This is a genomic window from Pseudomonas botevensis (assembly GCF_019145475.1).
Lineage (GTDB): Bacteria > Pseudomonadota > Gammaproteobacteria > Pseudomonadales > Pseudomonadaceae > Aquipseudomonas > Aquipseudomonas botevensis.
The window spans coordinates 81,167-106,274 of sequence record NZ_JAHTKI010000001.1; the positions used below are offsets into that span (position 1 = coordinate 81,167).

25 protein-coding genes are annotated in these 25,108 nt (G+C 62.6%); 13 read left to right on the plus strand and 12 right to left on the minus strand.

Annotation, left to right across the window (positions count from 1 at the left end; translation table 11 throughout):
• Positions 1 to 264: 264 nt before the first annotated feature.
• Complete coding sequence (locus KVQ74_RS00415; protein WP_217829023.1) at positions 265 to 1,035, minus strand: TerC family protein; 771 nt, start codon at positions 1,033 to 1,035, stop codon at positions 265 to 267.
• A gap of 76 nt (positions 1,036 to 1,111) precedes the next feature.
• A complete protein-coding gene (locus KVQ74_RS00420; RefSeq protein ID WP_096822403.1) occupies positions 1,112 to 2,419 on the minus strand; it encodes a CitMHS family transporter in 1,308 nt (435 codons plus the stop codon).
• A gap of 321 nt (positions 2,420 to 2,740) precedes the next feature.
• Here KVQ74_RS00420 and KVQ74_RS00425 point away from each other — a divergent pair, with 321 nt between their 5' ends.
• Entirely contained in the window at positions 2,741 to 3,142 is a 402-nt protein-coding gene (locus tag KVQ74_RS00425) for a GFA family protein (RefSeq protein ID WP_217829024.1), read from the plus strand.
• Between the two features lie 16 nt (positions 3,143 to 3,158).
• Here the strand turns inward: KVQ74_RS00425 and KVQ74_RS00430 are convergent, their stop codons facing one another.
• The gene (locus KVQ74_RS00430; RefSeq protein WP_217829025.1) at positions 3,159 to 3,485 is read right to left on the minus strand and encodes a DOPA 4,5-dioxygenase family protein; all 327 of its coding nucleotides are present in this window, start codon (positions 3,483 to 3,485) and stop codon (positions 3,159 to 3,161) included.
• 84 nt (positions 3,486 to 3,569) lie between these two features.
• Here KVQ74_RS00430 and KVQ74_RS00435 point away from each other — a divergent pair, with 84 nt between their 5' ends.
• Positions 3,570 to 4,235, plus strand: a complete 666-nt coding sequence (locus KVQ74_RS00435) for an NAD(P)-dependent oxidoreductase (protein ID WP_217829027.1) — start codon at positions 3,570 to 3,572, stop codon at positions 4,233 to 4,235.
• A 7-nt stretch (positions 4,236 to 4,242) separates the two neighbouring features.
• On the opposite strand, the gene KVQ74_RS00440 is transcribed toward KVQ74_RS00435, so the two are convergent.
• Entirely contained in the window at positions 4,243 to 5,193 is a 951-nt protein-coding gene (locus KVQ74_RS00440; protein ID WP_217829028.1) for a choline sulfate utilization transcriptional regulator, read from the minus strand.
• Positions 5,194 to 5,307: 114 nt separating this feature from the next.
• Between KVQ74_RS00440 and betC the strand changes: the two genes are divergently transcribed.
• From betC to KVQ74_RS00455, 3 genes are all read left to right on the plus strand, one after another.
• On the plus strand, positions 5,308 to 6,822 hold the full coding sequence (gene betC, locus KVQ74_RS00445) for a choline-sulfatase (RefSeq protein ID WP_217829029.1): 1,515 nt from the start codon (positions 5,308 to 5,310) through the stop codon (positions 6,820 to 6,822).
• Between the two features lie 16 nt (positions 6,823 to 6,838).
• Entirely contained in the window at positions 6,839 to 7,756 is a 918-nt protein-coding gene (choX, locus tag KVQ74_RS00450) for a choline ABC transporter substrate-binding protein (protein WP_217829030.1), read from the plus strand.
• Positions 7,757 to 7,968: 212 nt separating this feature from the next.
• On the plus strand, positions 7,969 to 9,537 hold the full coding sequence (locus tag KVQ74_RS00455; protein ID WP_217829031.1) for a SulP family inorganic anion transporter: 1,569 nt from the start codon (positions 7,969 to 7,971) through the stop codon (positions 9,535 to 9,537).
• A 91-nt stretch (positions 9,538 to 9,628) separates the two neighbouring features.
• Here the strand turns inward: KVQ74_RS00455 and aroE are convergent, their stop codons facing one another.
• Positions 9,629 to 10,450: a shikimate dehydrogenase gene (aroE, locus tag KVQ74_RS00460; RefSeq protein ID WP_217829032.1), complete on the minus strand. Its 822-nt coding sequence runs from the start codon at positions 10,448 to 10,450 to the stop codon at positions 9,629 to 9,631.
• A gap of 13 nt (positions 10,451 to 10,463) precedes the next feature.
• The gene (hemF, locus tag KVQ74_RS00465; RefSeq protein ID WP_217829033.1) at positions 10,464 to 11,378 is read right to left on the minus strand and encodes an oxygen-dependent coproporphyrinogen oxidase; all 915 of its coding nucleotides are present in this window, start codon (positions 11,376 to 11,378) and stop codon (positions 10,464 to 10,466) included.
• Between the two features lie 177 nt (positions 11,379 to 11,555).
• Here hemF and KVQ74_RS00470 point away from each other — a divergent pair, with 177 nt between their 5' ends.
• Positions 11,556 to 12,533 carry a quinone oxidoreductase family protein gene (locus KVQ74_RS00470; RefSeq protein WP_217829034.1) on the plus strand — a complete coding sequence of 326 codons (978 nt, stop codon included), beginning with the start codon at positions 11,556 to 11,558 and terminating at the stop codon, positions 12,531 to 12,533.
• 90 nt (positions 12,534 to 12,623) lie between these two features.
• Here KVQ74_RS00470 and KVQ74_RS00475 read toward each other — a convergent pair whose 3' ends face one another.
• The 3 genes from KVQ74_RS00475 to KVQ74_RS00485 form a co-directional block, all read right to left on the minus strand.
• Positions 12,624 to 13,181, minus strand: coding sequence for an L-threonylcarbamoyladenylate synthase (locus tag KVQ74_RS00475; protein WP_217829036.1), 558 nt, complete (start codon positions 13,179 to 13,181; stop codon positions 12,624 to 12,626).
• A gap of 55 nt (positions 13,182 to 13,236) precedes the next feature.
• Complete coding sequence (gene dprA / locus KVQ74_RS00480; RefSeq protein ID WP_217829037.1) at positions 13,237 to 14,337, minus strand: DNA-processing protein DprA; 1,101 nt, start codon at positions 14,335 to 14,337, stop codon at positions 13,237 to 13,239.
• A 79-nt stretch (positions 14,338 to 14,416) separates the two neighbouring features.
• Positions 14,417 to 15,442 carry a LysM peptidoglycan-binding domain-containing protein gene (locus KVQ74_RS00485; protein ID WP_217829038.1) on the minus strand — a complete coding sequence of 342 codons (1,026 nt, stop codon included), beginning with the start codon at positions 15,440 to 15,442 and terminating at the stop codon, positions 14,417 to 14,419.
• A 168-nt stretch (positions 15,443 to 15,610) separates the two neighbouring features.
• Here KVQ74_RS00485 and def point away from each other — a divergent pair, with 168 nt between their 5' ends.
• From def to KVQ74_RS00510, 5 genes are all read left to right on the plus strand, one after another.
• Complete coding sequence (gene def / locus KVQ74_RS00490; RefSeq protein ID WP_217829039.1) at positions 15,611 to 16,117, plus strand: peptide deformylase; 507 nt, start codon at positions 15,611 to 15,613, stop codon at positions 16,115 to 16,117.
• Positions 16,118 to 16,187: 70 nt separating this feature from the next.
• Positions 16,188 to 17,147 carry a methionyl-tRNA formyltransferase gene (gene fmt / locus KVQ74_RS00495; RefSeq protein ID WP_217829040.1) on the plus strand — a complete coding sequence of 320 codons (960 nt, stop codon included), beginning with the start codon at positions 16,188 to 16,190 and terminating at the stop codon, positions 17,145 to 17,147.
• On the plus strand, positions 17,144 to 18,454 hold the full coding sequence (gene rsmB / locus KVQ74_RS00500; RefSeq protein WP_217829041.1) for a 16S rRNA (cytosine(967)-C(5))-methyltransferase RsmB: 1,311 nt from the start codon (positions 17,144 to 17,146) through the stop codon (positions 18,452 to 18,454). Before fmt ends, rsmB begins: the two co-directional genes overlap by 4 nt.
• A gap of 23 nt (positions 18,455 to 18,477) precedes the next feature.
• Positions 18,478 to 19,854, plus strand: coding sequence for a Trk system potassium transporter TrkA (gene trkA, locus KVQ74_RS00505; protein ID WP_217829042.1), 1,377 nt, complete (start codon positions 18,478 to 18,480; stop codon positions 19,852 to 19,854).
• A 35-nt stretch (positions 19,855 to 19,889) separates the two neighbouring features.
• Positions 19,890 to 20,204 carry a tetratricopeptide repeat protein gene (locus KVQ74_RS00510; protein WP_217829043.1) on the plus strand — a complete coding sequence of 105 codons (315 nt, stop codon included), beginning with the start codon at positions 19,890 to 19,892 and terminating at the stop codon, positions 20,202 to 20,204.
• A gap of 8 nt (positions 20,205 to 20,212) precedes the next feature.
• On the opposite strand, the gene KVQ74_RS00515 is transcribed toward KVQ74_RS00510, so the two are convergent.
• The 3 genes from KVQ74_RS00515 to tag all read right to left on the minus strand — a co-directional run bounded on the left by KVQ74_RS00515 (position 20,213) and on the right by tag (position 22,018).
• The gene (locus tag KVQ74_RS00515) at positions 20,213 to 20,452 is read right to left on the minus strand and encodes a PilZ domain-containing protein (protein ID WP_217829044.1); all 240 of its coding nucleotides are present in this window, start codon (positions 20,450 to 20,452) and stop codon (positions 20,213 to 20,215) included.
• 80 nt (positions 20,453 to 20,532) lie between these two features.
• On the minus strand, positions 20,533 to 21,420 hold the full coding sequence (locus KVQ74_RS00520) for a lysophospholipid acyltransferase (protein WP_217829045.1): 888 nt from the start codon (positions 21,418 to 21,420) through the stop codon (positions 20,533 to 20,535).
• A gap of 40 nt (positions 21,421 to 21,460) precedes the next feature.
• Positions 21,461 to 22,018, minus strand: coding sequence for a DNA-3-methyladenine glycosylase I (gene tag, locus KVQ74_RS00525; RefSeq protein WP_217829046.1), 558 nt, complete (start codon positions 22,016 to 22,018; stop codon positions 21,461 to 21,463).
• 81 nt (positions 22,019 to 22,099) lie between these two features.
• On the opposite strand from tag, the gene glyQ reads away from it, so the two are divergent.
• On the plus strand, positions 22,100 to 23,053 hold the full coding sequence (gene glyQ / locus KVQ74_RS00530; protein WP_217829047.1) for a glycine--tRNA ligase subunit alpha: 954 nt from the start codon (positions 22,100 to 22,102) through the stop codon (positions 23,051 to 23,053).
• On the plus strand, positions 23,050 to 25,104 hold the full coding sequence (glyS, locus tag KVQ74_RS00535) for a glycine--tRNA ligase subunit beta (RefSeq protein ID WP_217829048.1): 2,055 nt from the start codon (positions 23,050 to 23,052) through the stop codon (positions 25,102 to 25,104). Before glyQ ends, glyS begins: the two co-directional genes overlap by 4 nt.
• The last annotated feature ends 4 nt before the right edge of the window (positions 25,105 to 25,108 follow it).

Below are 25,108 nucleotides of genomic sequence, written 5' to 3' on the forward strand. Positions count from 1 at the left end.
GAGAGGCAAATTGACGATACCGCGCTATTTCTACGTTCTGTTTCTTAAGCTGTAGTCGGCTAACGGTCTGGGCGCCAGCATTGCACAGCTAAAGTGGGGATTGAAACAAATGTGTCACAAAGCCCGAGAAAGGCCCCGCCATAAACAACTGTAGGAGCGAGCCTGCTCGCGAAAGCGGTGTAACCCGCCAACATTATTGTCGACTGTCACGCCGTCTTCGCGAGCACGCTCGCTCCTACAGGGTATTGCTCAGGATCTTGAGCGTTACTGCCCCGGAATATCCTTGCGCAGCTTCACCGGATCCTGCTTCTCCTTCCTCTTGCGAGCAATCGCCCCGCGCATCTTGATGTTGATCGCCTCGACAGCCAGCGAGAAGCCCATGGCGAAGTAAACGTAACCCTTCGGCACATGCACATCGAACGACTCAGCGATCAGCACAGTACCGACCACCAGCAGGAACGACAGGGCGAGCATTTTCAGCGACGGGTGCTTGTCGATGAATTCGCTGATCTTGCCGGACGCCAGCATCATCACCAGCACCGCCACGACAATCGCTGCAACCATCACCGGAACGTGGGAAACCATGCCGACAGCGGTGATCACCGAGTCCAGCGAGAACACGATGTCGATGATTGCGATCTGAATGATGGTGTAGAGGAAATTGCCGCCCTTGCCCGAAGGCGCGTCGTCGCTTTCGTCTTCGCCTTCCAGCGCGTGGTACATCTCCTGGGAGCTTTTCCACAACAGGAACAGGCCACCGAAGAACAGGATCAGGTCACGTCCGGAAATGCCTTGGCCGAACACTTCGAACAGGTCGGCGGTCAGGCGCATGACCCAGGTGATCGACAGCAGCAACAGAATCCGCGTGATCATGGCCAGGCCAAGACCGAAGATCCGGGTGCGCGCCTGCATGTGTTTGGGCATGCGGCTGACCAGGATCGAAATCATGATGATGTTATCGATACCCAGGACGATTTCCAGGGCGGTCAGCGTGAAGAAGGCAACCCAGATCTCAGGGTTGGTCAGCCATTCCATGTGTATTCCTTTGAGCGTTTGTCAAACCACGACGCCAGCAATCAGCTGGCGGCGCGGTCGTTTGATGTCGTTACAGTTACAGCGTGCTGAACAGCGGGAAAGTCCCCAACAGCAAAGCTGCAACCAGTATGCACAGGCAGACCAGCACTGCCCACTTCAGGGTGAAACGCTGGTGGTCGCCGAACTCGATCCCCGCCAGTGCAACCAGCAGGTAAGTCGACGGCACCAGTGGACTCAGCAGGTGGACGGGCTGACCGACGATCGAGGCACGCGCCATTTCCACCGCCGTGATGCCGTAATGGCTGGCCGCTTCGGAGAGCACTGGCAACACGCCGTAGTAAAACGCGTCGTTCGACATGAAGAAGGTGAACGGCATGCTCACCAGCGCCGTGATCACCGCCAGGTACGGGCCGAGGAAATCCGGAATCACTGCCAGCAGGCTTTTCGACATGGCATCGACCATGCCGGTGCCCGACAGGATACCGGTGAAGATACCCGCCGCGAAAATCAGACTGACCACCGACAGCACGCTGCCGGCATGCGCTGCCACCCGATCCTTCTGCTGTTGCAGGCAAGGATAGTTGACGATCATGGCAATACTGAACGCCACCATGAACAGCACCGGCAGCGGCAGCAGGCCGGCGATCAGGGTGCACATCAGCGCCAGGGTCAGCAGGCCGTTGAACCAGATCAGCTTCGGACGGCGGGCATCGGGGAACTGCGACACGCTGATTTCGCTGTGATCGATCTCGTCGCCGATCAGATGCAGCTCACCCAGACGCGCACGCTCACGCTTGCCATAGAAGTAGGCGATGATCAGGATCGCCACCACACCAGCAGCCATGGCCGGGATCATCGGCACGAAGATGTCCGACGGATCGACATGCAGCGCACTGGCGGCACGGGCGGTCGGGCCACCCCATGGGGTCATGTTCATCACGCCACCGGCGAGGATGATCAGACCGGCCATGATGCGCGGGCTCATGCCGATGCGGCTGTACAGCGGCAGCATGGCGGCCACGCAGATCATGTAAGTGGTCGCGCCGTCACCATCGAGGGAAACGACGAGCGCCAGTACGGCGGTGCCGACCGAAACTTTCAACGGGTCGCCCTTGACCAGTTTGAGGATCTTGCGCACGGCCGGGTCGAACAGGCCGGAGTCGATCATCAGGGCGAAATAGAGAATCGCGAACATCAGCATCACGCCGGTCGGCGCCAGCTTGGTGATGCCTTCGAGCATCATCGGGCCGATCTTCGGCGCAAAACCGCCGAACAGGGCAAACAGGATCGGGATGATGATCAGGGCGATCAGCGCGGACAGGCGCTTGGTCATGATCAGGAACATGAACGTGATGACCATGGCGAAGCCAAGGAAAGTCAGCATGGGAATACTCCAGGCGTAGCGCGGCTAGGGAATGAGCGGATCGGACGGGATCAGCGCAGAACGGGAAGCACGAGACGTACGGGCGGAGTGACAGCGAAGAGGCGGGTTGCAGAGGACATCAGAATCACCATTGTTGTTGTTAATTGGGCCGGATGAGCGATGAATCACACACGTTGGCCAACCGGTCTGTTGCCGGCAGTGGGGGCGATCCTAATCGGGCAAGCTTTCAGCCAGCTTTCGTTGGTGAAAGCTTCGAACGAATGGCAAACCGGTCGTCGGATGCGACTAGAGTCAATGAACACGGGCGGGGAGGGACGGAACATGAGCCAGATACACAGCGGCGGCTGCCATTGCGGACACATCCGCTATCAGTTCAGCGGGGCGTTGCAAGACATCGCCCATTGCCATTGCTCGATCTGTCGGCGGGTCAGCGGCGGGATCGTCACGACCTGGATCACCGTGCCGGCGGCGAATTTCCAATGGCTGGCCGGCACGCCGTCGCGCTATGACTCATCGAGCAGTTGCGCGCGGTTCTTCTGCTCGAACTGCGGCGCGCAACTGGCGCTGGTGACGCTGCTCAGCCCCGAGAGCATCGATCTGACCATCGCCACCCTCGATCACCCGGAACAGGCGCCGGCCGAGCGGCATATCTGGACTGACAGCCAGCTACCGTGGCTGCACCTGGACGAGCATTTGCCGGGCGAACCGGAAGAAACCCTGTAGGTTTGCCACAGCCTGCTCAGAAAATTGACAGATCCAGTGGCCGGATTGCGCCCATCCAGATGGCATGTTCGGTGTGGTCGAGCAGGTCATCGCCGGTGTCGGGATGCAGAAACACCACCAGCCCCGCGCGATTGAGTGCCAGCCACGGCAGCACATCGCCAAGCAACTCCGGGCCGAAGGCCAGTTGGCAACTCCAGTCCGGGTGCGGGCCGACCGGGCGCTCGTGAACCCGGCCCATCCGCAATGGAAACAACTGCGCGGCTTGCTCGCACAGCGCCCGCGCCTGATCGATGGTGCTCGCATCGTAATAAACGTGGGCGTGATAGCCCTTGATCGTCTGCATCGCAGCCTCGCTGAATCGGTTCGAACCCTCGCCGTTGCCCGCGTGTCACACGCCATACAAGGGATAACAAAAGGGAAATCAGCCATGAAAAATGCCGAAACCCCGGTGGTGAAGGTGGTGCTCTATGGTGCCATGAGCAGCCTGGGCAGTGCGTTGATGGCTGAGCTGCTGCGGCGCCAGCACGAAGTCATCGCGATTCTCGACGATTTGACGGCGCTCGCGCCGCGTCCGGGCCTGCGTACCAAGAGCGGCGATCTGTTCGATGCCGAGCGGGTCAACCAGAGTGTGGCCGGCAGCTCGGCGGTGATCTGCCTGCTCGATGCGCCGGGCTTGCCGTTCAGCAGCGACCATGTGGAAAAAACCGTGGTGCTCGGCCCGGTCGAGCAGGTGCTGGCGGTCGATGCGCTGATCGATGGCCTGCAAGCGGCAGGGGTGTCGCGATTGTTTGTGGTCGGGGATTTCGCCGTACTCGACGAGCCGGACCTGGATGATCGTCTGCAACGCCACGCCGCCGAGGAAGTCCGCGAAGCCCTGCAAACCAGCCCGCTACAATGGACCCTGGTGAATGCGCCGCGCGGGGTGGCGGGCCTGACCATCGAGCATTTCAGTCAGGTCGGCGGGACGCTGGAGCCAGGGCTGACGGAACCGCTGGAGCGGCTCAACCGCGTGGCGGTGGGGATCGCTGATGAGCTGCGGCTGAATCTGCATGTGGGTGAGCATGTGAACTTTGTCGCGGCTGGCGGACCTTGAAAACGCCTCACACCGCAATCGACGGCAACGGCAGCCCCGCGAGGGATTCCGCGCTGCTGGCCTGCTCCGCCATCAGCCAGTCGACGAACCGCTGGATCAACGCTCCCCGGCGCTTGCGCTGCGGCAGCACCACGTAATACCCGAGGCGCGACAGAGTGGTTTCGGCAATGGGTCGGCACAGCAAACCCTGGGTCAGCAAGTTATCCACAAGATGCCGCCAGCCGATGGCTACCCCCTGGCCACCAATCGCCGCTTGAATCAGCAAGGTGTAGTTGTCAAAACGCAGTTGCCCCGGCGCGGGCGGCGTGGTGATGCCCAACTCGCGGAACACGCCGCTCCAGTCGAACCAGTTGCTGCTGTTTTCCCCGCGCAAGTGCAACAGCGGAAACTCCAGCAACGCCTGGGCCGGCAAGGGCAGGGTGCGCTCCTTGAGCAGTAGCGGGCTGCATACCGGGAACACTTCCTCGCTGAACAGCCAATGACTTTCGCCCTGTTTGAAGCGCCCGTCGCCAAACAGAATCGCCACGTCGATGTCGGTGCGCAGCATATTGTGATTGCGCTCGCTGGTGACCAGGCTCACATCGACCTGCGGATTGGCCGCGTGAAAGCGCGGTAACCGTGGCATCAGCCAGTAGGCCGCGAAGGCAAAGTCGGTGGCGACCTGCAACACTTCATGCTGCTGTTGTGCGCTGATTGCACTCAATCCTGCGTCGATATTCTGCAAACCGAGGGTAACTTGTTCAAACAGCAGCGAGCCGACCTCGGTCAGTTCGATGCCCCGGTAAATCCGGTCGAACAGCCTCGCACCGAGCTGTTCCTCCAGGCGTTTGATCTGCTGGCTGATCGCCGGCTGCGTGGTGCCAAGCTCCACCGCCGCAGCGGTGAAGCTGCGATGCCGGGCCGCCGCCTCGAAGGCACGCAGCAGATCCAGCGACAAATCACCAAGAGCTTCATACATAAGCTGTGCTTATCCTAGTCATTGTCCGGCGCGGGCTTTACCGGATAGGGCGTGGAATCCATGCTCGATCGCAGCAATGTCGCATAAATATTCACTATGGAATGCCGCGATCACATGAAGCGCAAGAATATTCTTTTCATCATGGCCGATCAGATGGCCGCGCCAATGTTGCCGTTCTACGGCCCTTCGCCAATCAAACTGCCGAATCTCAGCCGCCTCGCCGCCCAAGGCGTGGTATTCGACGCCGCCTATTGCAACAGCCCGCTGTGTGCGCCGTCGCGTTTCACCCTGGTCAGCGGACAGTTGCCGAGCAAGATCGGCGCTTACGACAACGCCGCCGACTTCCCCGCCGACATTCCGACCTACGCCCACTACCTGCGGCGTCTGGGCTACCGCACCGCGCTGTCGGGCAAGATGCACTTCTGCGGCCCGGATCAACTGCACGGCTACGAAGAACGCCTGACCAGCGACATCTACCCCGCCGACTATGGCTGGGCGGTGAACTGGGACGAACCGGACGTACGCCCGAGCTGGTATCACAACATGTCCTCGGTGTTGCAGGCCGGGCCGTGCGTGCGCACCAATCAGCTCGACTTCGACGAAGAGGTGGTGTTCAAGGCCCAGCAATACCTGTTCGACCACATTCGCGAGGACGGCGACCAGCCGTTCTGCCTGACCGTGTCGATGACCCACCCACACGATCCGTACACGATTCCCAAGGCTTTCTGGGATTTGTACGACGACGCCGATATCCCGCTACCGACAACCCCGGATCAGCATTCCCTCGACCCGCACTCCCAGCGTCTGCTCAAGGTCTACGACCTGTGGGACAAGCCGCTGCCTGTGGACAAGATTCGCGACGCGCGCCGGGCCTATTTCGGTGCTTGCAGCTATATCGACGCCAACGTCGGCAAACTCCTGCAAACCCTTGAAGACACCGGGCTGATCGAGGACACCATCATCGTCTTCTCCGGCGACCATGGCGACATGCTCGGCGAGCGCGGGCTCTGGTACAAAATGCACTGGTACGAAATGGCCGCGCGGGTCCCGCTGCTGGTCAGCGCGCCGGGCCAGTTCGGCGCACGTCGGGTCAGCGCTGCCGTGTCCACCGCCGATCTGCTGCCGACCTTCGTCGAGCTGGCCGGCGGCACGCTCGAAGCCAACCTGCCACTCGATGGCCGTTCGCTGATGCCGCACCTGCAAGGGCAGGGCGGGCACGATGAAGTGTTCGGCGAGTACATGGCCGAAGGCACCATCAGCCCGTTGATGATGATTCGGCGCGGTGCCTACAAATTTATCTACAGCGAAAGCGACCCTTGCCTACTCTTCGACGTAGACAACGACCCGCGCGAGCTCGAAGAACTCAGCCAATCGCCGCAACATCGTCAGCTGTTCGACGATTTTCTCGCCGAAGCACGGGCCAAATGGGACATTCCGGCCATTCACCGCGATGTCCTGGAAAGCCAGCGGCGTCGGCGGTTCGTCGCCGAGGCGCTGACCATCGGCAAGCTGAAGAGCTGGGATCACCAGCCGCTGGTGGACGCCAGTCAGCAGTACATGCGCAACCACATCGACCTCGATGACCTGGAGCGCAAAGCACGTTATCCACAACCCTGCCAAAACCAATAATGTTAAGGGGAAGTCCATGCGTAAGTTATCCACAGTACTGACGGCCAGCCTGCTGGCGCTGGGCAGCGTCTCGGCCTTCGCCGATTCGTGCGAGACGGTGAAAATGGCCGATCCGGGCTGGAGCGACATCGCCGCAACCAACGCCATCACCGGGTTTCTGCTGGACGGCATGGGCTACAAGGCCAAGGTCGACACCCTCGCGGTGCCGATCACCTTTGGCGGCTTGAAGGATGGTCAGGTCGATGTCTTCCTCGGCAACTGGATGCCGGCGCAGCAGGGCTTCTACGACAAATTCGTGGCCACCGGCGACGTCACCCAACTGGCAAAGAACCTCGACGGCACCGAGTTCACCCTGGCCGTGCCGGACTACGTGTGGGACGCGGGCGTGCATGACTTTGCCGACCTGAACAAGTTTGCCGACAAGTTCGACAAGAAGATCTACGGCATCGGCTCCGGCGCGCCGGCAAACATCTCGTTGCAGGAAATCATCAAGAAGAACGACTTCGACATGGGGCAGTGGAAGCTGATCGAGTCCAGCGAACAGGCGATGCTTGCCGAAGTCTCGCGGGCGGTGAAGAAGCAGAAGTTCGTCACCTTCCTCGGCTGGACACCGCACCCGATGAACGTGCAGCTGAAAATGCGTTACCTGAAGGGCGGCGAGAAGTATTTCGGCGACACCGGCAGCGTCTACACCCTGACGCGCAAGGGTTACGCCCAGGCGTGTCCGAACGTCGGCAAGTTGCTGACCAACCTGTCGTTCACCCAGGACATGGAGAACAGCATCATGGCCGAGGTGGTGAACAAGAAGGTCAGCAATGCCGAGGCGGTGAAGGCGTGGATCAAGGCGAATCCGGCGGTGCTGGATAAATGGCTGGACGGGGTGAAGACCGTGGATGGCAAGGATGCGTTGGCGGCGGTGAAGGCCAGGCTTTGATCGCGGGGGAGATCACTGTCTGGGTTCGACTTTAGATTGGCCCCCTCACCCCAACCCTCTCCCCCAAGGGGGCGAGGGGAAAGGGAGCCGAACGGGGAATCATCAAAATTGAGTTCGACCGGACACCCTGGTCAGTCGCCTCTCCCTTTGGGAGAGGGCTTTTCCCACTGACACCCTGATACTCTTTCACAAACCCCATACCGCGAGGATCCATGGCCCTCCCCAGCCGCCGCTCACTTTTCCCGTTCCTGAACTGGCTGCCCCGGCAGACCCGCGCCAGCGTCGGGCGCGATCTGGTGGTTGGTCTCAGCGGTGCGATTCTTGCGCTCCCCCAGTCGATTGCCTACGCCCTGATCGCCGGTCTCCCCCCCGAGTACGGCCTCTACGCGGCGATCATTCCTGTACTGATCGCCTGCCTGTGGGGCTCGTCGTGGCATCTGATCTGCGGGCCGACGGCGGCGATTTCGATTGTGCTGTTCGCCAGCGTCAGTCCACTGGCCATGCCCGCGTCACAGGACTACATCACCCTGATCCTGCTGCTGACCTTTCTCGCCGGGATTTTCCAGTGGCTGCTCGGCATGTTGCGCTTCGGCGCGCTGGTGAATTTCGTCTCGCATTCGGTGGTGCTGGGGTTCACCCTCGGCGCGGCGGTGGTGATTGCCATCGGCCAGTTACCAAACCTGCTGGGGCTGGATCTCCCCTCGAAAGCCACGGCGCTGGGCAGTGCGATGGATCTGCTCCGTCATCTGGGGGCTGTGGATAAACCCTCCCTGGCCCTCGGCGCCGCGACGGTGGTGGTGGGCGTACTGCTCAAACAGTTGCTGCCGCGCTGGCCAACGCTGTTGATGACGCTGGTGCTCGGCAGTCTGGTGGTGTGGCTGTGGCCGGCGATGTTCGGCCACGTGCATCTGGTCAGCGCCTTCGTCGGGCGGCTGCCGCCGTTCAGCGGGTTGCCGCTGGATCTGGATCTAATCCTGCGGCTGCTGCCCAGCGCTGTGGCGGTGGGCATGCTCGGGCTGGTCACCAGCCTGTCGATTGCCCGCTCGATCGCCGCACGTTCGCAGCAATTGCTCGACGCTAATCAGGAAGTCCGCGCCCAGGGCTTGTCGAACATTGTCGGAGCGTTTTTCTCCGGCTCCCTGTCCGCCGGCTCGTTCACCCGTTCCGGGCTGAGCTACGAGGCCGGCGCCTGTTCGCCGTTGGCCGGGGTGTTTTCGGCGTTGTGGGTGGCGCTGTTCGCGATTTTCGGCGCCGGGCTGATCGCCCACATTCCGATCCCGGCCATGGCCGGCAGCATTCTGCTGATCGCCTGGGGGCTGGTCGACCATCGCGGCATTCGCGCCTTACTGCGGGTCAGCCGCGCGGAGTTCGTGGTGATGAGCCTGACCTGCGTCGCCACCCTGCTGCTGGAATTGCAGACGGCGATCTACGCCGGGGTGCTGGCGTCGCTGTTTTTCTACCTCAAGCGCACCTCGCAACCTCGGGTGCAGCATTGGCGCGATGGCGACGACGATGTGCTGCGCGTCGGCGGCTCGATCTTTTTCGGCGCCAGCCACTACCTGCAAGTACGCCTGCAACGCATGCACGGCGCGCGGGTGGTGATCGAGGCGCAGCAGATCAACTTCATCGACTATTCCGGGGTGGAAATGCTTCACCAGGAAGCGCGGCGCCTGCTACGCCAGGATCGCAGCCTGACCTTGCGCCAGGCGCGACCGCAGGTGGTCGAGGAGCTGAGGAAGCTGGAAGGGCCGGAAAAATGTCCGATCCGGTTTGAGGAGTGATCCGAAAACAGTGTCGCGGCCATTCGCGGGCAAGCCCGCCTCCCACCAGAGCATCACTGCACCTGTGGGAGCGGGCTTGTCCACGAAGCTTTTAGAGGGCCAGTTGGCGGCGTAATTCGGCCAACACCGGCGCGGTATCCGGGCGCACCCCGCGCCACAGGAAAAACGCCTCCGCCGCCTGCTCGGCCAGCATCCCCAGGCCGTCCATCACCACCCCGGCGCCATGCTCGGAGGCCCAGCGACAGAACGCGGTCGGCTCCTTGCCGTACATCATGTCGTAGCACAGGGTCTTGCCCGGCTCGATCAGGCTCGGCGCAATCGGCGGTACGTCGCCAGTCAGGCTGGCGGAGGTGGCGTTGATGATCACGTCCACCGGTTCTTGCAGCCAGTCGTAACCACTGGCCGACACCGGCCCCAGGTCGCAGAACAGCTCAGCCAGCAATTCAGCCTTGTCGACGGTGCGATTGGCGATGATCACCGACGCCGGTTGCTCCGCCAGCAGCGGCTCCAGCGCCCCACGCACCGCGCCACCGGCGCCCAGCAGCAGGATGCGTTTGCCGGTCAGGCTGAACCCGGCGTTGACCGTCAGGTCGCGCACCAGTCCGGCGCCATCGGTGTTATCTCCCCGCAGCGTGCCGTCGGCGAGTTTGCTCAAGGTGTTCACCGCGCCGGCCCGCTGCGCCCGCGCCGTGAGGCTGTTGGCCAGACGATAGGCGTCTTCCTTGAACGGCACTGTCACGTTGGCGCCGCGCCCCTCGCGGAAAAACGCCTCGGCGCTGCCGGAAAAGTCGTCGAGCGGCGCCAGCAGCGTGCTGTACTCGAGGCGCTGCCCGGTCTGCTCGGCGAACAGCTTGTGAATCATCGGCGACTTGCTGTGGCCGATCGGGTTACCGAAAACGACGTAACGATCCATCACAACTCCTCGTTCAGGCCTGGGCCAGCCAGTCGCGATCCTGCAGGAAATACTCGGTCAGCCGCGCTTCTTCGCTGCCAGGCGTAGCCTTCCAGTCGTAGGCCCAGCGCACTTGCGGCGGCAGCGACATCAGAATCGATTCGGTGCGCCCGCCCGATTGCAGGCCGAACAGCGTGCCACGGTCGTAAACCAGATTGAACTCGACGTAACGGCCGCGGCGGAACTCCTGGAATTCACGCTGTTGGGCGGTGAACGGATCGTTCTTGCGACGCTGCATGATCGGCAGGTAAGCGTCAACGTAGGCATCGCCAATGGCGCGCATGAAGGCGAAACTGGTGTCGAAGTCCCACTCGTTCAGGTCATCGAAGAACAGGCCACCGATACCGCGCGGTTCGTTGCGATGCTTGATGTGGAAATAGGTGTCGCACCAGGCCTTGTAGCGCGGATAGACGTCCGGCCCGAACGGCGCGCAGGCCTGCTCGGCGACACGGTGCCAGTGGATGCAGTCCTCTTCGTTGCCATAGTACGGCGTCAGGTCGAAGCCGCCGCCGAACCACCAGACCGCCTCTTCACCTTCCTTCTCGGCGATGAAAAAGCGCACGTTGGCGTGGGAAGTCGGCACATGCGGATTGTGCGGATGAATCACCAGCGACACGCCGAGGGCTTCGAAGCCGCGTCCGGCCAGTTCCGGACGGTGGGCGCTGGCGGACGGTGGCAGACCGCTGCCATAGACGTGGGAAAAGTTGACGCCGCCCTTTTCGATCACCGCGCCGTTATCGATCACCCGGGTCCGACCGCCACCGCCGGCCGGGCGGGTCCAGGCGTCTTCAACGAAACGCGCGCCGCCGTCTTCGGTTTCCAGCGCGGCGCAGATGCGGTCTTGCAGGTCGAGCAGATAGGCCTTTACGGCGTCGGTGCGGGTCGTCATGGCTTCACCTTGAATCAGGGCATAACTGCGCGGCGCCCCGGGAGCGGGGGGCGGCGCAAATGGGCGCGTAGCATACCATCGTGGGCCGGCGCGCCGCAGTTGACGAAGATCAAGCATGGGAGTTCGATAGGGGGCTTCGCATTTCAACTTCGTTCGATTGACCCAAGGAGTAGGCAGATGGCAAAGCGTATCCAGTTCCGCGCCCACGGCGGCCCCGAAGTGCTCGAGTACGTTGATTACCAGCCCGCCGAGCCCGGCCCGCAGCAGGTTCGCGTGAGCAACAAGGCCATCGGCCTGAACTTCATCGACACTTATTACCGCAGCGGGCTCTACGCGCCGCCGGCCCTGCCATCGGGCCTGGGTGCTGAAGGTGCGGGCATCGTCGAAGCGGTGGGCAGCGAGGTCACGCGGTTCAAGGTCGGTGATCGCGTGGCATACGGCAGCGGCCCGCTGGGCGCCTACAGCGATGTGCATGTGTTGCCCGAGGCCAATCTGGTGCTTCTACCTGAAGGCATCAGTTTCGAAACCGCCGCCGGTGTGATGCTCAAGGGCCTGACCGTACAGTACCTGCTGCGCCAGACCTATGAACTCAAGGGCGGCGAAACCATTCTGTTCCACGCAGCGGCCGGCGGCGTCGGCTCTCTGGCCTGCCAATGGGCCAAGGCCCTGGGCGTGAAGCTGATCGGCACCGTCAGCTCGAAAGAAAAAGCCGATCTCGCCAAGGCCAACGGCGCCTGGGAAACCATCGACTACAGCCACGAAAACGTCGCGCAACGGGTGCTGGAATTGACTGACGGGAAGAAAGTCCCGGTGGTCTACGACGGCGTCGGCAAGGACACCTGGCTGACGTCCCTGGACAGCGTAGCTCCGCGTGGGCTGTTGGTGAGTTTCGGCAATGCGTCGGGTGCGGTGGACGGGGTCAACCTGGGGATTCTGGCGGCGAAAGGTTCGCTGTACGTGACCCGGCCAACCCTGGCGACCTACGCCAACAACGCCGAGAACCTGCAACGCATGGCCGATGAGCTGTTCGGGATGATCAGCAGCGGCAAGCTCAAGGTCGACATCAGCCATCGCTATTCACTGGCTGAAGCGGCGAAGGCTCAGACCGAGTTGTCGGCACGGCGCACGACGGGTTCGACCATTCTGTTGCCTTGACCAGCCCCTTCACGAACAAGCCCGCTCCCATAAGGCCTCTCAGAAGATCCTTGCGGGAGCGGGCTTGCTCGCGAATCAGGCAACGTAGTCTTAAGCCGGACGCACCACATTGCCCGTCGCCAGATCGCGAATCAGGCTCGGGTTCTTGCGTCCGCCGAGCATTCCGCCCAGCACCAGATCGACCTGCCCACGGAAATACTGCTCGACCCGCAACCGCGACTTCGCCGCCGGGCGCCCCTGGGGATTGGCCGACGTCGAGATCAGCGGCCCGACCAGCGAGCACAGATCCCGCACCTGCGGATGGTCCGACACCCGCAGCGCCACGGTGTCATGCACACCGGTGACCCATTCCGGCAGCAGATTCTGATGCGGCACCAGCCAGGTGTTCGGCCCCGGCCAGGTGCTGGCCATGCGGTCGATCCAGTCCTGCGGGAAATCTTCGAACAGGAAATCGAACTGGCGAATGTTGTCGGCGACCAGGATCAGCCCCTTGTCCACCGAACGGTTCTTGATCGCCAGCAGGCGATCCACCGCTTCCTCGTTCCACGGATCGCACCCCAGGCCCCAGACGGCTTCGGTTGGATAGGCAATCACCGCCCCGGCGCGAATCTCTCGTGCGGCTTGTTGCACACGCCAACTGTTGACCATGAAAAAAATCTCCGCAGACAGGTTTCGCGCAGTTTACCGATCTTCCTTGTAAAACCTAGCGCGTCCTGGCCAACCAGCGGCCGTTTTCGCACACCGCGCGGCCGTCCATTTCCAGTTCAGTCAGCGATGCGAGCACGTTGGGCAAGCTCCAGCCGCTGCTGTCGACCAAGGCCTCGCTGGTGTGCGGCGCCGCGTGCAACAGCTGCAGCAACGGGTGATCGACCATGGGGGCGTCTGTGGATAACGGCAGATGCTGCCAGCCACGCAAGGCTTCGAGGATGTGTTCGATGGTTTCCACCAGCACCGCGCCGTCACGGATCAACTGATGGCAGCCGCGCGCGCCGGGGTGATGGATCGAACCGGGAATCGCATAGACCTCGCGCCCCTGTTCCGCCGCCAGCCGTGCGGTTATCAGCGAGCCGCTGGCGACACTCGCCTCGACCACCAGCACGCCGAGGGCCAAGCCGCTGATGATCCGGTTGCGCCGGGGGAAGTTGCTCGCCGTCGGCCCGGCGTCCAGCGGGAACTCCGAAAGCACCGCACTGCCGGAGGCAATCATCGCGTCCGCCAGCCGCCGATTGCGCTGTGGATAAAAATTTTCCAGACCGGTGCCGAGCACGCCCACGGTCTGCCCGCCGACATCCACCGCGGCTTGATGCGCGGCGGCGTCAATGCCCAGTGCCAGGCCACTGGTGATGACAAAACCGGCCCCGGCCAGGCTGCGGGAAAACGCGGCGGCGGTGTCCATGCCGGGGCGTGAGGCGCGACGACTGCCGACCATCGCCAGTTGAGGTTTTTCGAGAATGTGCGGATCGCCGGCCACGAACAGCAGCGGCGGTGGGTCGGGAATCTGCGCCAGCAACGCCGGGTAATCCGCCTGATCCCACATCAGCAAATGTTGATCCGACCGCTCTAGCCAGCGTAATGCGTGGCTGGCGCCATCGCGCACCTCGGGGCAGCGTCGGGCATCGGCGCACGCCGCCGGCAGACCCAGCGCACGCCAGGCACTGGCCGGAGCGCTGATGGCCTTGGACGCCGAACCGAAGGCTTCGAGGAGTTTGGCAAAGCGCCTGGGACCGATTTCGGGCAAGCGGTGCAGGCGCAGACGCGCCTCCAGTTCCGCCGGGGAAACCGGCGTACAGACAGACATCATCATGGATCATCCTTGATCGTTATAAGCCCCGAACCTTTCGGAACAAGCTGTGGATAACTCTGTTGGTAACTTGTGAAGCCAGCTAAGGATTTCGCACCTTGTCCAGCACCGCCAACGAGCGCGATGCGTTGAGGACGAGCCCGTAACTGAGTTTGTCGTAGGTGCGGAACACCATCAGCAACCCGGCGCGCTCATCGGGAATTTTCAACGGCTGGCCGGTGATCCGGTCACGCACGGTTTCCCCGGTTTTCATCACCACCAGCACGTTGCCTTCGGCCAGGCCGTCGCGCTTGCCCTTGTTCAGGGTGACCACATCCATCGCGCCGATCTGGGTGACGCCGCGCGGCACATCGATGATCAGGCCGTTGATGTCGCTGCCCGGTGCGCTGGGCATGAAGGTCGAGTTGATCGAACGCTCCTCGCCACTGAACAACCGATCGCCAAGGCGCACTTCCTGAGTGGTGCGTTGCAGGGCGAGGGTGGCGACGTCACCTTCGGTGGCAACGATCTCGCCGCCCCCGATGTCATCGGCGTTGATCCCCAGAAACTCCTTGCTCTGCGGATCGGTGTAGACCTTGCCCTGGCGGAAGATGCCGTAGACCGGCTGGTTCGGATCGAAATGACCTCGGGCGAAAATCCGGTCGCCGGTGCCGCTGAGCACCCGTTCGGCATCCCCGGCGACGATGTACGGCGCCTTGTCGAAGTCCTCGACCTTGTCGACGATGCGGTTGCTCAGCAGAAAACTGTTGATCGATTTGAGCGGAATGCTCGGAATCGCCTCGGCCACCGGGCTGGTGCGAATCCGTGGCGACAGTTTGATGGTGCCCCGTGATGCGCCGCGATTGACGGTCAACTGCGGCTGACCGTTGACGTAACTCAGCGTCAGGGTGTCGCCGGGGTAGATCAGGTTGGGGTTTTCGATCTGCGGATTGGCCCGCCACAGCTGTGGCCACTGCCAGGGTTCGCGCAGGTATTTGCCGGAAATGTCCCAGAGGGTGTCCCCCGAAACCACCGTGTACTGCTGTGGAAAACCTTCCTTGAGTTGCACTTGCCCGTGCGCGGCGCCGGCCGAGGCCAGGAACAGCAGGGCGAGTAGTGATTTCCTCATGCGGTGAATCCCTTTATCATGTGCGTTCGCGTGAAACGCCAGAGCCCCCGTGGCTCGCTCCCTGGCTACTCTGAAAGCAGAAGAGCTTCGTTTCACAACGGTAGCCTGCATCTTCGGACCTGCCAGGCCATCGCCCGACTTTACTTCACACGTGCAGCAATCAAGCTTATGGCCATTTTGAACATCCTCGAATTTCCGGACCCGCGTCTGCGCACTATCGCCAAGCCAGTGGCCGTAGTGGACGACGAAGTGCGTCAATTGGTCGATGACATGTTTGAAACAATGTATGAAGCGCCGGGCATCGGCCTCGCCGCGACCCAGGTCAACGTGCACAAACGTATCGTCGTGATGGACCTTTCCGAAGACCGCAGCGAACCCCGGGTGTTCATCAACCCCGAGTTCGAATCGCTGACCGAGGAGATGGACCAGTACCAGGAAGGCTGCCTGTCGGTGCCGGGTTTCTACGAAAACGTCGACCGCCCGCAAAAGGTCAAGATCAAGGCGCTGGACCGCGATGGCCAGCCTTACGAACTGATCGCCGAAGGCCTGCTCGCCGTGTGCATCCAGCACGAATGCGACCACCTCAACGGCAAACTGTTCGTCGACTACCTGTCTACGCTCAAACGCGACCGCATCAAGAAGAAGCTGGAAAAGATCCACCGCCAGAACGCTTGATGCCCTCCTTCAAAGGCTTGCTGCGGCAAGCCTTTTTCTTTTCAAGAAGCTTTGCAATAGAGAGCCCTCCATGACCGAGCCACTGCGCATTGTCTTTGCCGGCACCCCGGAATTCGCCGCCGAACACCTCAAGGCCCTGCTGAGCAGCCCTTACGAGATCGTCGCGGTCTACACCCAACCGGATCGTCCGGCCGGTCGCGGGCAGAAACTGATGCCGAGCCCGGTCAAGCAACTGGCGCTGGAGAACAATATCCCGGTGTTGCAGCCGCCGACCCTGCGCAACGCCGATGCTCAGGCCGAACTGGCCGCACTCAAGCCGGATTTGATGGTGGTGGTCGCCTACGGCCTGATCCTGCCGCAAGTGGTGCTGGACATCCCGCGCCTGGGTTGCATCAACAGCCACGCCTCGTTGCTGCCGCGCTGGCGCGGTGCGGCGCCGATCCAGCGCGCCGTGGAAGCGGGCGACGCGGAAAGCGGCGTGACCGTGATGCGCATGGAAGCCGGCCTGGACACCGGCCCGATGCTGCTCAAAGTCGTCACCCCGATCAGCACCGAAGACACGGGCGGCAGCCTCCACGACCGCCTCGCCGAAATGGGTCCACCGGCGGTGGTCCAGGCGATTGCCGGTCTGGCCGCCGGGACGCTGGACGGCGAAGTGCAGAACGACGACCTCGCCACCTACGCACACAAACTGAACAAGGACGAAGCGCGCATCGACTGGAACCGCCCGGCCATCGAGCTGGAGCGTCTGGTTCGAGCCTTCAATCCGTGGCCGATCACCCATAGCACGCTCAACGGCGAAGCCCTGAAGGTGCTGGCGGCGACACTCGCCGAAGGCCAGGGCACACCGGGGCAAATCCTCGGCGCCAGCAAGGACGGCCTGATTGTCGCCTGCGGCGAGCAGGCGCTGTGCCTGACCCGTCTGCAATTGCCCGGCGGCAAAGCGTTGAACTTCAGCGACCTGTTCAACAGCCGCCGTGAGAAATTCGCCATCGGCACGCTGCTCGGCGAAACGGCGGACAGCCAATGAACCCGCGTCTGGCCGCCGCCAAGGCACTTGCCGCTGTCCTGAGCGGAAAAGCCTCGCTCAACAGCTCCCTGCCGACACAACTGGAAAAGGTCGAGGACCGCGATCGCGGCTTCACCCAGGATCTGGCGTTCGGCACCGCCCGCTGGCAGCCACGGTTGTCGGCGCTGGCGGAAAAGCTGTTGCAGAAGCCGTTCAAGGCTGCCGACGCCGATGTCGAGGCGCTGCTGTTGGTCGGTCTCTATCAATTGCTCTACACCCGGGTGCCGGCCCACGCCGCCATCGGCGAGACCGTCGGTTGCGCCGACAAGCTGAAAAAGCCCTGGGCCAAAGGTCTGCTGAACGCGGTGCTGCGCAATGCCCAGCGTGAAAGTGAAACGATCTTCGCCGAGCTGGAGCGCGATCCGGTGGTGCGCACCGCCCACCCGCGCTGGCTGCAAAAATCCCTGAAAGCCTTCTGGCCCGAACAATGGGAAGCGATCTGCGCGGCCAACAACGCGCATCCGCCGATGATCCTGCGAGTCAACCGCCGCCATCACAGTCGCGATGCCTACCTCGCGCTGCTGAATGACGCCGGCATCGCCGCGCAGCCCTGCACGTTCAGCCGCGACGGTATCGTCCTTGAGGCGGCGACCGACGTGCGCAGCCTGCCGGGCTTCGCCGAGGGCTGGATCAGCGTGCAGGACGAGGCCGCGCAACTGGCCGCCGACCTGCTCGATCTCGCCCCGGGCCAGCGCGTGCTCGACGCCTGCTGCGCCCCCGGCGGCAAGACCTGCCACATCCTCGAAGCCGAACCGGCGCTGGCCGGCGTGGTGGCGGTGGATCTTGAAGCCAAGCGTCTGGTGCGGGTCAAAGAAAACCTCGAACGGCTGGGCCTGGATGCCGAACTGATCGCTGCCGACGGTCGCGACACAGCCACCTGGTGGGACGGCAAGCCGTTCCAGCGCATCCTGCTCGACGCGCCGTGCTCGGCCACCGGAGTGATCCGGCGCCATCCGGACATCAAGCTGACCCGCCAGGCCGACGACATCGTCGCCCTCGCGCAACTGCAAGGCGAACTGCTCGACGCCATGTGGAAAACCCTCGAAGTGGGCGGCATCCTGCTCTACGCCACCTGCTCGACGCTGCCGACCGAGAACACCGAAGTCATCGCCGCGTTCCTCGAGCGTACGCCCGGCGCCCGCGAACTGGACCTGGCCACCGCCGCCGGGATCAAGCAGCCCCATGGTCGCCAATTGCTGGCCCGGCAGGGCGGGCATGACGGGTTCTACTACGCCAAGCTGATCAAGATCGCTGCCGCGCGCGGCTAAACGGAATTCAACGGAGTGAACGGATGAAAATCATCATCCTCGGTGCGGGGCAGGTCGGTGGTTCATTGGCCGAACACCTGGCCAGTGAAGCCAACGACATCACGGTGGTCGACACCGATGGCGACCGTCTGCGTGACCTGGGTGACCGTCTCGATATCCGTACCGTGCAGGGCCGTGGCTCGCTGCCGACGGTGCTGCGCCAGGCCGGCGCGGACGACGCCGACATGCTGGTGGCGGTGACCAACAGCGACGAAACCAACATGGTCGCCTGCCAGGTCGCCCACACGCTGTTCCATACCCCGACCAAAATCGCCCGGGTGCGCGAAGCGTCGTACCTGACCCGCGAAGAGCAGCTGTTCCACAACGAAGCAATTCCGGTGGATGTGCTGATCAGCCCGGAGCAAGTGGTCACCAACTACATCAAGCGCCTGATCCAGCACCCCGGCGCCTTGCAGGTGATCGACTTCGCCGAAGGCCAGGCGCAACTGGTGGCGGTGCGCGCGTACTACGGCGGGCCGCTGGTGGGGCAGCAACTGCGTCAGCTGCGCGAGCACATGCCGAATGTGGAAACCCGGGTCGCAGCGATTTTCCGCCGTGACCGGCCGATCCTGCCGCAGGGCAACACGGTGATCGAGGCCGACGACGAAGTCTTCTTCATCGCCGCCCGTGCGAACATTCGCGCGGTGATGAGTGAAATGCGCCGTCTCGACGAAACCTACAAACGCATCGTCATTGCTGGTGGCGGGCAGATCGGTGAGCGTCTGGCCGAAGCCATCGAAAGCCGCTACCAGGTGAAGATCATCGAGATGAACCCGGCGCGTTGCCGTTATCTCTCCGACACCCTCGACAGCACCGTGGTGTTGCAGGGCAGCGCATCGGATCGCGACCTGCTGCTGGAAGAAAACATCGCCGACGCCGACATCTTCCTCGCCCTGACCAACGACGACGAGGCCAACATCATGTCGTCGCTGCTGGCCAAGCGCCTGGGCGCGAAGAAAGTCATGACGATCATCAACAACCCGGCCTACGTCGATCTGGTTCAGGGCGGCGATATCGACATTGCTGTCAGCCCGCAGCTGGCGACCATCGGCACCTTGCTGGCCCACGTGCGCCGGGGCGATATCGTCAGCGTGCATTCGTTGCGCCGGGGCGCGGCGGAGGCCATCGAAGCGGTGGCCCACGGTGATTCGAAATCAAGCAAGGTGATCGGCAAGGCCATCGAAAACATCGCCCTGCCGCCCGGAACCACCATCGGTGCGATCATCCGCGACGAAGAAGTGATCATCGCCCACGACGACACGGTGATCGAGGCGGGCGACCATGTGATTCTGTTCCTTGTGGATAAAAAGCATATTCGCGATGTGGAGAAGCTGTTCCATGTGGGCCTGAGCTTCTTCTGATCCCCACCCTGATCAAACCCGAAGAAGGTACAAAAATGCTCGAATCCCTGGAAAAAATGCTCGCCAAGGGTGTGGATAACGCCTTGCTGCGCTTCGGCCTGGGCAAGGGTTATCTGGATCTTGGGGAAAATGCCAAGGCTGTCGAGCACTTCCTGCGTTGCGTGGACTTCGATCCGAAGTATTCGGCGGCGTGGAAACTGTTGGGCAAGGCACAGCTGGCGCTGGGCGCGAAGGCCGCCGCGCGACAGGCCTGGGAGCAGGGCCTGGAAGCCGCCCGCGCCCATGGCGACAAGCAGGCCGAGAAGGAAATGACCGTGTTTCTGAAGAAGCTGGATCGTCAGGCGCAGTGATCCGCCTGTTATAGATACCGCAGGCCGATGCCGTCGGCGTCGACCATCACCACCTCCATCCGCACTCGCGGCGCGCCTGTGGGCAAGTCCTGGACCTGACCGTAGACCACCGCCCCCTTGGGCAGCGAGGCCAGGCGCGGGTGCTGGACGTAGACCCCGGTGGTGGACAGATTGCGCGTCTGCCCCAGGCATTCGCCGAAGCTGTCGTGGGTGATCTTGATACGAAACGATTTGCGTTGTTCGGACATCTGCTGCGCCCTTGAATGAACGGTTGTGGATAACCTCGATAGTGAGGTTATCCACAGATCATGCCAATCACATCACCCACTCAATACCAGCGCGCCTCTCCCGGCGGACGCTTCTTGAAGCGCTTCATGCTCCACATGTACTGGCTTGGATAGGCCGCCACATAGCGCTCGACCACCTGGCTCATCGCCGCGCAGGACGTCTCGGTGTCGGTGCTGTACATGGCTTCCGGCGCCGCTTCGAGGATCACCTTGTAACCGGAGCCGTCCGGCAGGCGCAGGGCATGCAGGAACACGCCAACGGCTTTGCCGCCGGCGAGCATGTTCGGCACGAATTTGCTGGTCAGGGCCTGGGTGGCGAAGAACGGCACGAAGATCCCGGCGGATTCGGCCGGTTCCGGGTCGGCGGGAATGCCCACCGCACCACCCTTGCGCACTTCCTTGATGACGCTGAGGATGCCTTCCTTGGTCGACGCGGCGACTTTGTTGCCCAGTTGCACGCGCTGTTTGCGCAGCAATTCGTCCACCGCCTTGAGCTTCGGCGGGCGGTAGAAAATGATCGGTTTGCACTGGCTGCAATAGAAGTGGTTGAGCACTTCCCAGTTGCCCAGGTGGCTGGTGATGCCGACCACACCTTTGCCCGAGGCCAGCGCGTCCTTGAGAATGTCGAGGCCTTCGACTTCGCGCACCAGATCGATCGAACGCTGGGCCGGCCAGATCCAGGCGCAGGCGCTTTCGGTCAGGGACTTGCCGATGTCTTTCAGGCTCTGCCCGACCAGACGCTCACGCTCGGCCGGATTCATCTGTGGAAAACATTTCGCCAGATTGATCCGCACCACGTCGCGGGAGCGGTTGGGGGTTTTCCACATGATCCAGCCGATCGCCGAACCCACGGCCTGCACCGCCCGCCATGGCAGCAGGGCAAACAGCCGCAGAGCGCCTACCAGCAAGGCGCCTTTAAACTTTTCCACAGGTCACTCCTGATCTTGTGCTGTGCGCGAGGCGGCCATTCTAACCGGCGTTGACCAGCTGCGCGTAGCGGTCGCAATCGCGGGTGTGATCCATGACCATGCCCGAGGCCTGCATCAGCGCGTAGCAAATGGTCGGGCCGACAAAGGTGAAACCGGCCTTTTTCAGGCCTTTGCTCATTGCCACCGCTTGCGGGGTGATGGCAGGGACTTCGCTGCGATCCTTGAAATGGTTGATCACCGGCCGGTTATCCACAAACGACCAGAGAAACGCCACCGGATCCTCCAGCGCCAGCCAGGCCTGGGCATTGCGCCGGGCGGCCTTGAGTTTGAGACGATTGCGGATGATCCCCGGATCGAGCATCAATTCCTCGATTTCCGCGTCGCTCATCTGCGCCACGCGCTGTACGTCAAAGCCGAACAGAACCTCGCGATAACGCTCGCGCTTGCGCAGCACGGTGATCCAGGAAAGCCCGGCCTGGAACCCTTCGAGCAAAAGCAACTCGAACAAACCCTGCGCATCGCGTAGCGGCGTGCCCCACTCCTGATCGTGATAAGCCATGTACAGCGGATCTTCGGTACACCAAAAGCAGCGTGGCATAAGGCTCCAGGGGGTGGAGGTGCGACTGAATCGGGTATACTCCCGCTCTTTAAATCGCAGCCCAAGAAACAGGTGAATTTCGTGAGCCAGCCTACGCCAGCCGTGCGTACCTTCCAAGACTTGATCCTCGCGCTCCAGCAGTACTGGGCCGAGCAAGGTTGTGTGGTACTTCAGCCCTACGATATGGAAGTAGGCGCCGGCACTTTCCACACCGCGACCTTCCTGCGCGCCATCGGCCCGGAAACCTGGAACGCCGCTTATGTGCAGCCAAGCCGCCGTCCGACTGACGGCCGTTACGGCGAAAACCCGAACCGTCTGCAGCACTACTACCAGTTCCAGGTAGTCCTGAAGCCGAACCCGGACAACTTCCAGGAACTCTACCTGGGCTCCCTCAAGCATGTGGGCCTCGACCCGCTGGTACACGACATCCGTTTCGTCGAAGACAACTGGGAATCGCCGACCCTCGGCGCCTGGGGTCTGGGCTGGGAAGTCTGGCTCAACGGCATGGAAGTGACCCAGTTCACTTACTTCCAGCAGGCCGGCGGCATCGAGTGCTACCCGGTGACCGGCGAGATCACCTACGGTCTCGAGCGTCTGGCGATGTACCTGCAAGGTGTGGATTCGGTCTACGACCTGGTCTGGGCCGACGGTCCGTTCGGCAAGGTGACCTACGGCGACGTGTTCCACCAGAACGAAGTGGAGCAGTCCACTTACAACTTCGAACACGCCAACGTCGACAAGCTGTTCGAACTGTTCGATTTCTATGAAAGCGAAGCCAAGCGCCTGATCGAACTCGATGAGCCGCTGCCGTTGCCGAGCTACGAAATGGTGTTGAAGGCTTCGCACACCTTCAACCTGCTGGATGCGCGCCGGGCGATCTCGGTGACCGCGCGTCAGCAATACATTCTGCGTGTACGCACCCTGGCGCGCTCCGTCGCCCAAGCCTACCTGCTGGCCCGCGCCAAGCTGGGCTTCCCGATGGCGACCCCGGATCTGCGTGACGAAGTACTGGCCAAGCTGGAGGCTGCACAATGAGTGCTCAAGATTTTCTGGTTGAACTGGGCACCGAAGAACTGCCACCCAAAGCCCTGAATACCCTGGCCGAAGCGTTCCTGGCCGGTATCGACAAGGGTCTGCAGGCCGCCGGCCTGAACTACGAGAGCAAAACCGTCTACGCCGCGCCGCGTCGTCTGGCCGTGCTGATCACCGCGCTGGCCACCCAGCAGCCGGACCGCAGCATCAACCTCGACGGCCCGCCACGTCAGGCGGCGTTCGATGCCGAAGGCAATCCGACCCAGGCCGCCCTGGGCTTCGCCAAGAAATGCGGCGTCGAGCTGAGCGAAATCGACCAGAGCGGTCCGAAACTGCGCTACAGCCAGAACATCGCCGGCAAGCCGACCGCCAGCCTGCTGCCGACCATCGTCGAAGATTCGCTGAACGACCTGCCGATCCCGAAACGCATGCGTTGGGGTGCACGCAAGGAAGAGTTCGTGCGTCCGACCCAGTGGCTGGTCATGCTGCTCGGTGACCAGGTCATCGACTGCACCATCCTCGCCCAGAAGGCCGGCCGTGACTCCCGTGGCCACCGCTTCCACCACCCGGAAAGCGTGCGCATCGGTTCGCCGTCCAGCTACCTGGCCGACCTGCGTGCCGCCTACGTGCTGGCCGACGCCAACGAGCGTCGCGAAATCATCAGCAAGCGCACCGAAGAACTGGCAACCCGTCAGGAAGGCACCGCGATCGTGCCGCCGGCGCTGCTGGATGAAGTGACGGCCCTGGTCGAATGGCCAGTGCCGCTGGTGTGCTCGTTCGAGGAACGCTTCCTCGACGTGCCGCAGGAAGCGCTGATCACCACCATGCAGGACAACCAGAAGTATTTCTGTCTGCTGGATGCCGACGGCAAGCTGCTGCCGCGTTTCATCACCGTGGCCAACATCGAAAGCAAGGATCCGCAGCAGATCATCGCCGGTAACGAGAAAGTGGTTCGCCCACGTCTGACCGACGCCGAGTTCTTCTTCAAGCAGGACAAGAAGCAGAAGCTCGAAGACTTCAACCTGCGCCTGCAGAACGTGGTGTTCCAGGAAAAACTCGGCAGCGTCTACGACAAGGCCGAGCGCGTTTCCAAACTCGCGGCTTACATCGCTGCGCGCATCGGTGGCAACGCTTCGTGGGCGGCCCGTGCCGGCCTGTTGTCGAAGTGCGACTTGGCGACCGAAATGGTCGGCGAGTTCCCGGAGATGCAAGGTGTCGCCGGTTACTACTACGCCCTCAATGACGGCGAGCCGCAAGACGTCGCCCTGGCCCTGAACGAGCAGTACATGCCGCGCGGTGCCGGCGCTGAACTGCCAGCCACCCTGACCGGTGCGGCCGTAGCCATCGCCGACAAGCTCGACACGCTGGTCGGCATCTTCGGCATCGGCATGCTGCCCACCGGCAGCAAGGACCCGTATGCCCTGCGCCGTGCCGCGCTGGGCGTGCTGCGCATCCTGATCGAGAAGCAACTGGACCTGGATCTGAACGACGCCGTGGCCTTCGCCGTGAATGCGTTCGGTGCCAAGGTCAAGGCTGCCGGCCTGAACGACACCGTGCTGGAGTTCATCTTCGACCGTCTGCGTGCGCGTTATGAAGACGAAGGTGTGGATGTTGCCACTTACCTGTCGGTACGTGCCCTGAAGCCGGGCTCGGCACTGGACTTCGACCAGCGCGTGCAAGCGGTGCAGGCCTTCCGTCAACTGCCGGAAGCGGCAGCGCTGGCGGCGGTGAACAAGCGTGTGTCGAACCTGCTGAGCAAGATCGAAGGTTCGGTGCCGACCGAAGTCCAGGCCAAGTACTTCGACAACGCCAACGAGTTCTCGCTGTACTCGGCGATCCAGCAGGCCGATCAGGCTGTGCAGCCGATGGCGGCGGCGCGTCAGTACAACGAATCGCTGGCACGCCTGGCGGCTCTGCGTGAGCCGGTGGATGCGTTCTTCGATGCGGTGATGGTCAATGCCGATGACGCCAACGTGCGGGCCAACCGTTACGCGCTGCTGGCGCGTCTGCGTGGTCTGTTCCTCGGCGTTGCCGACATTTCGCTGCTGGGTTGAGGGA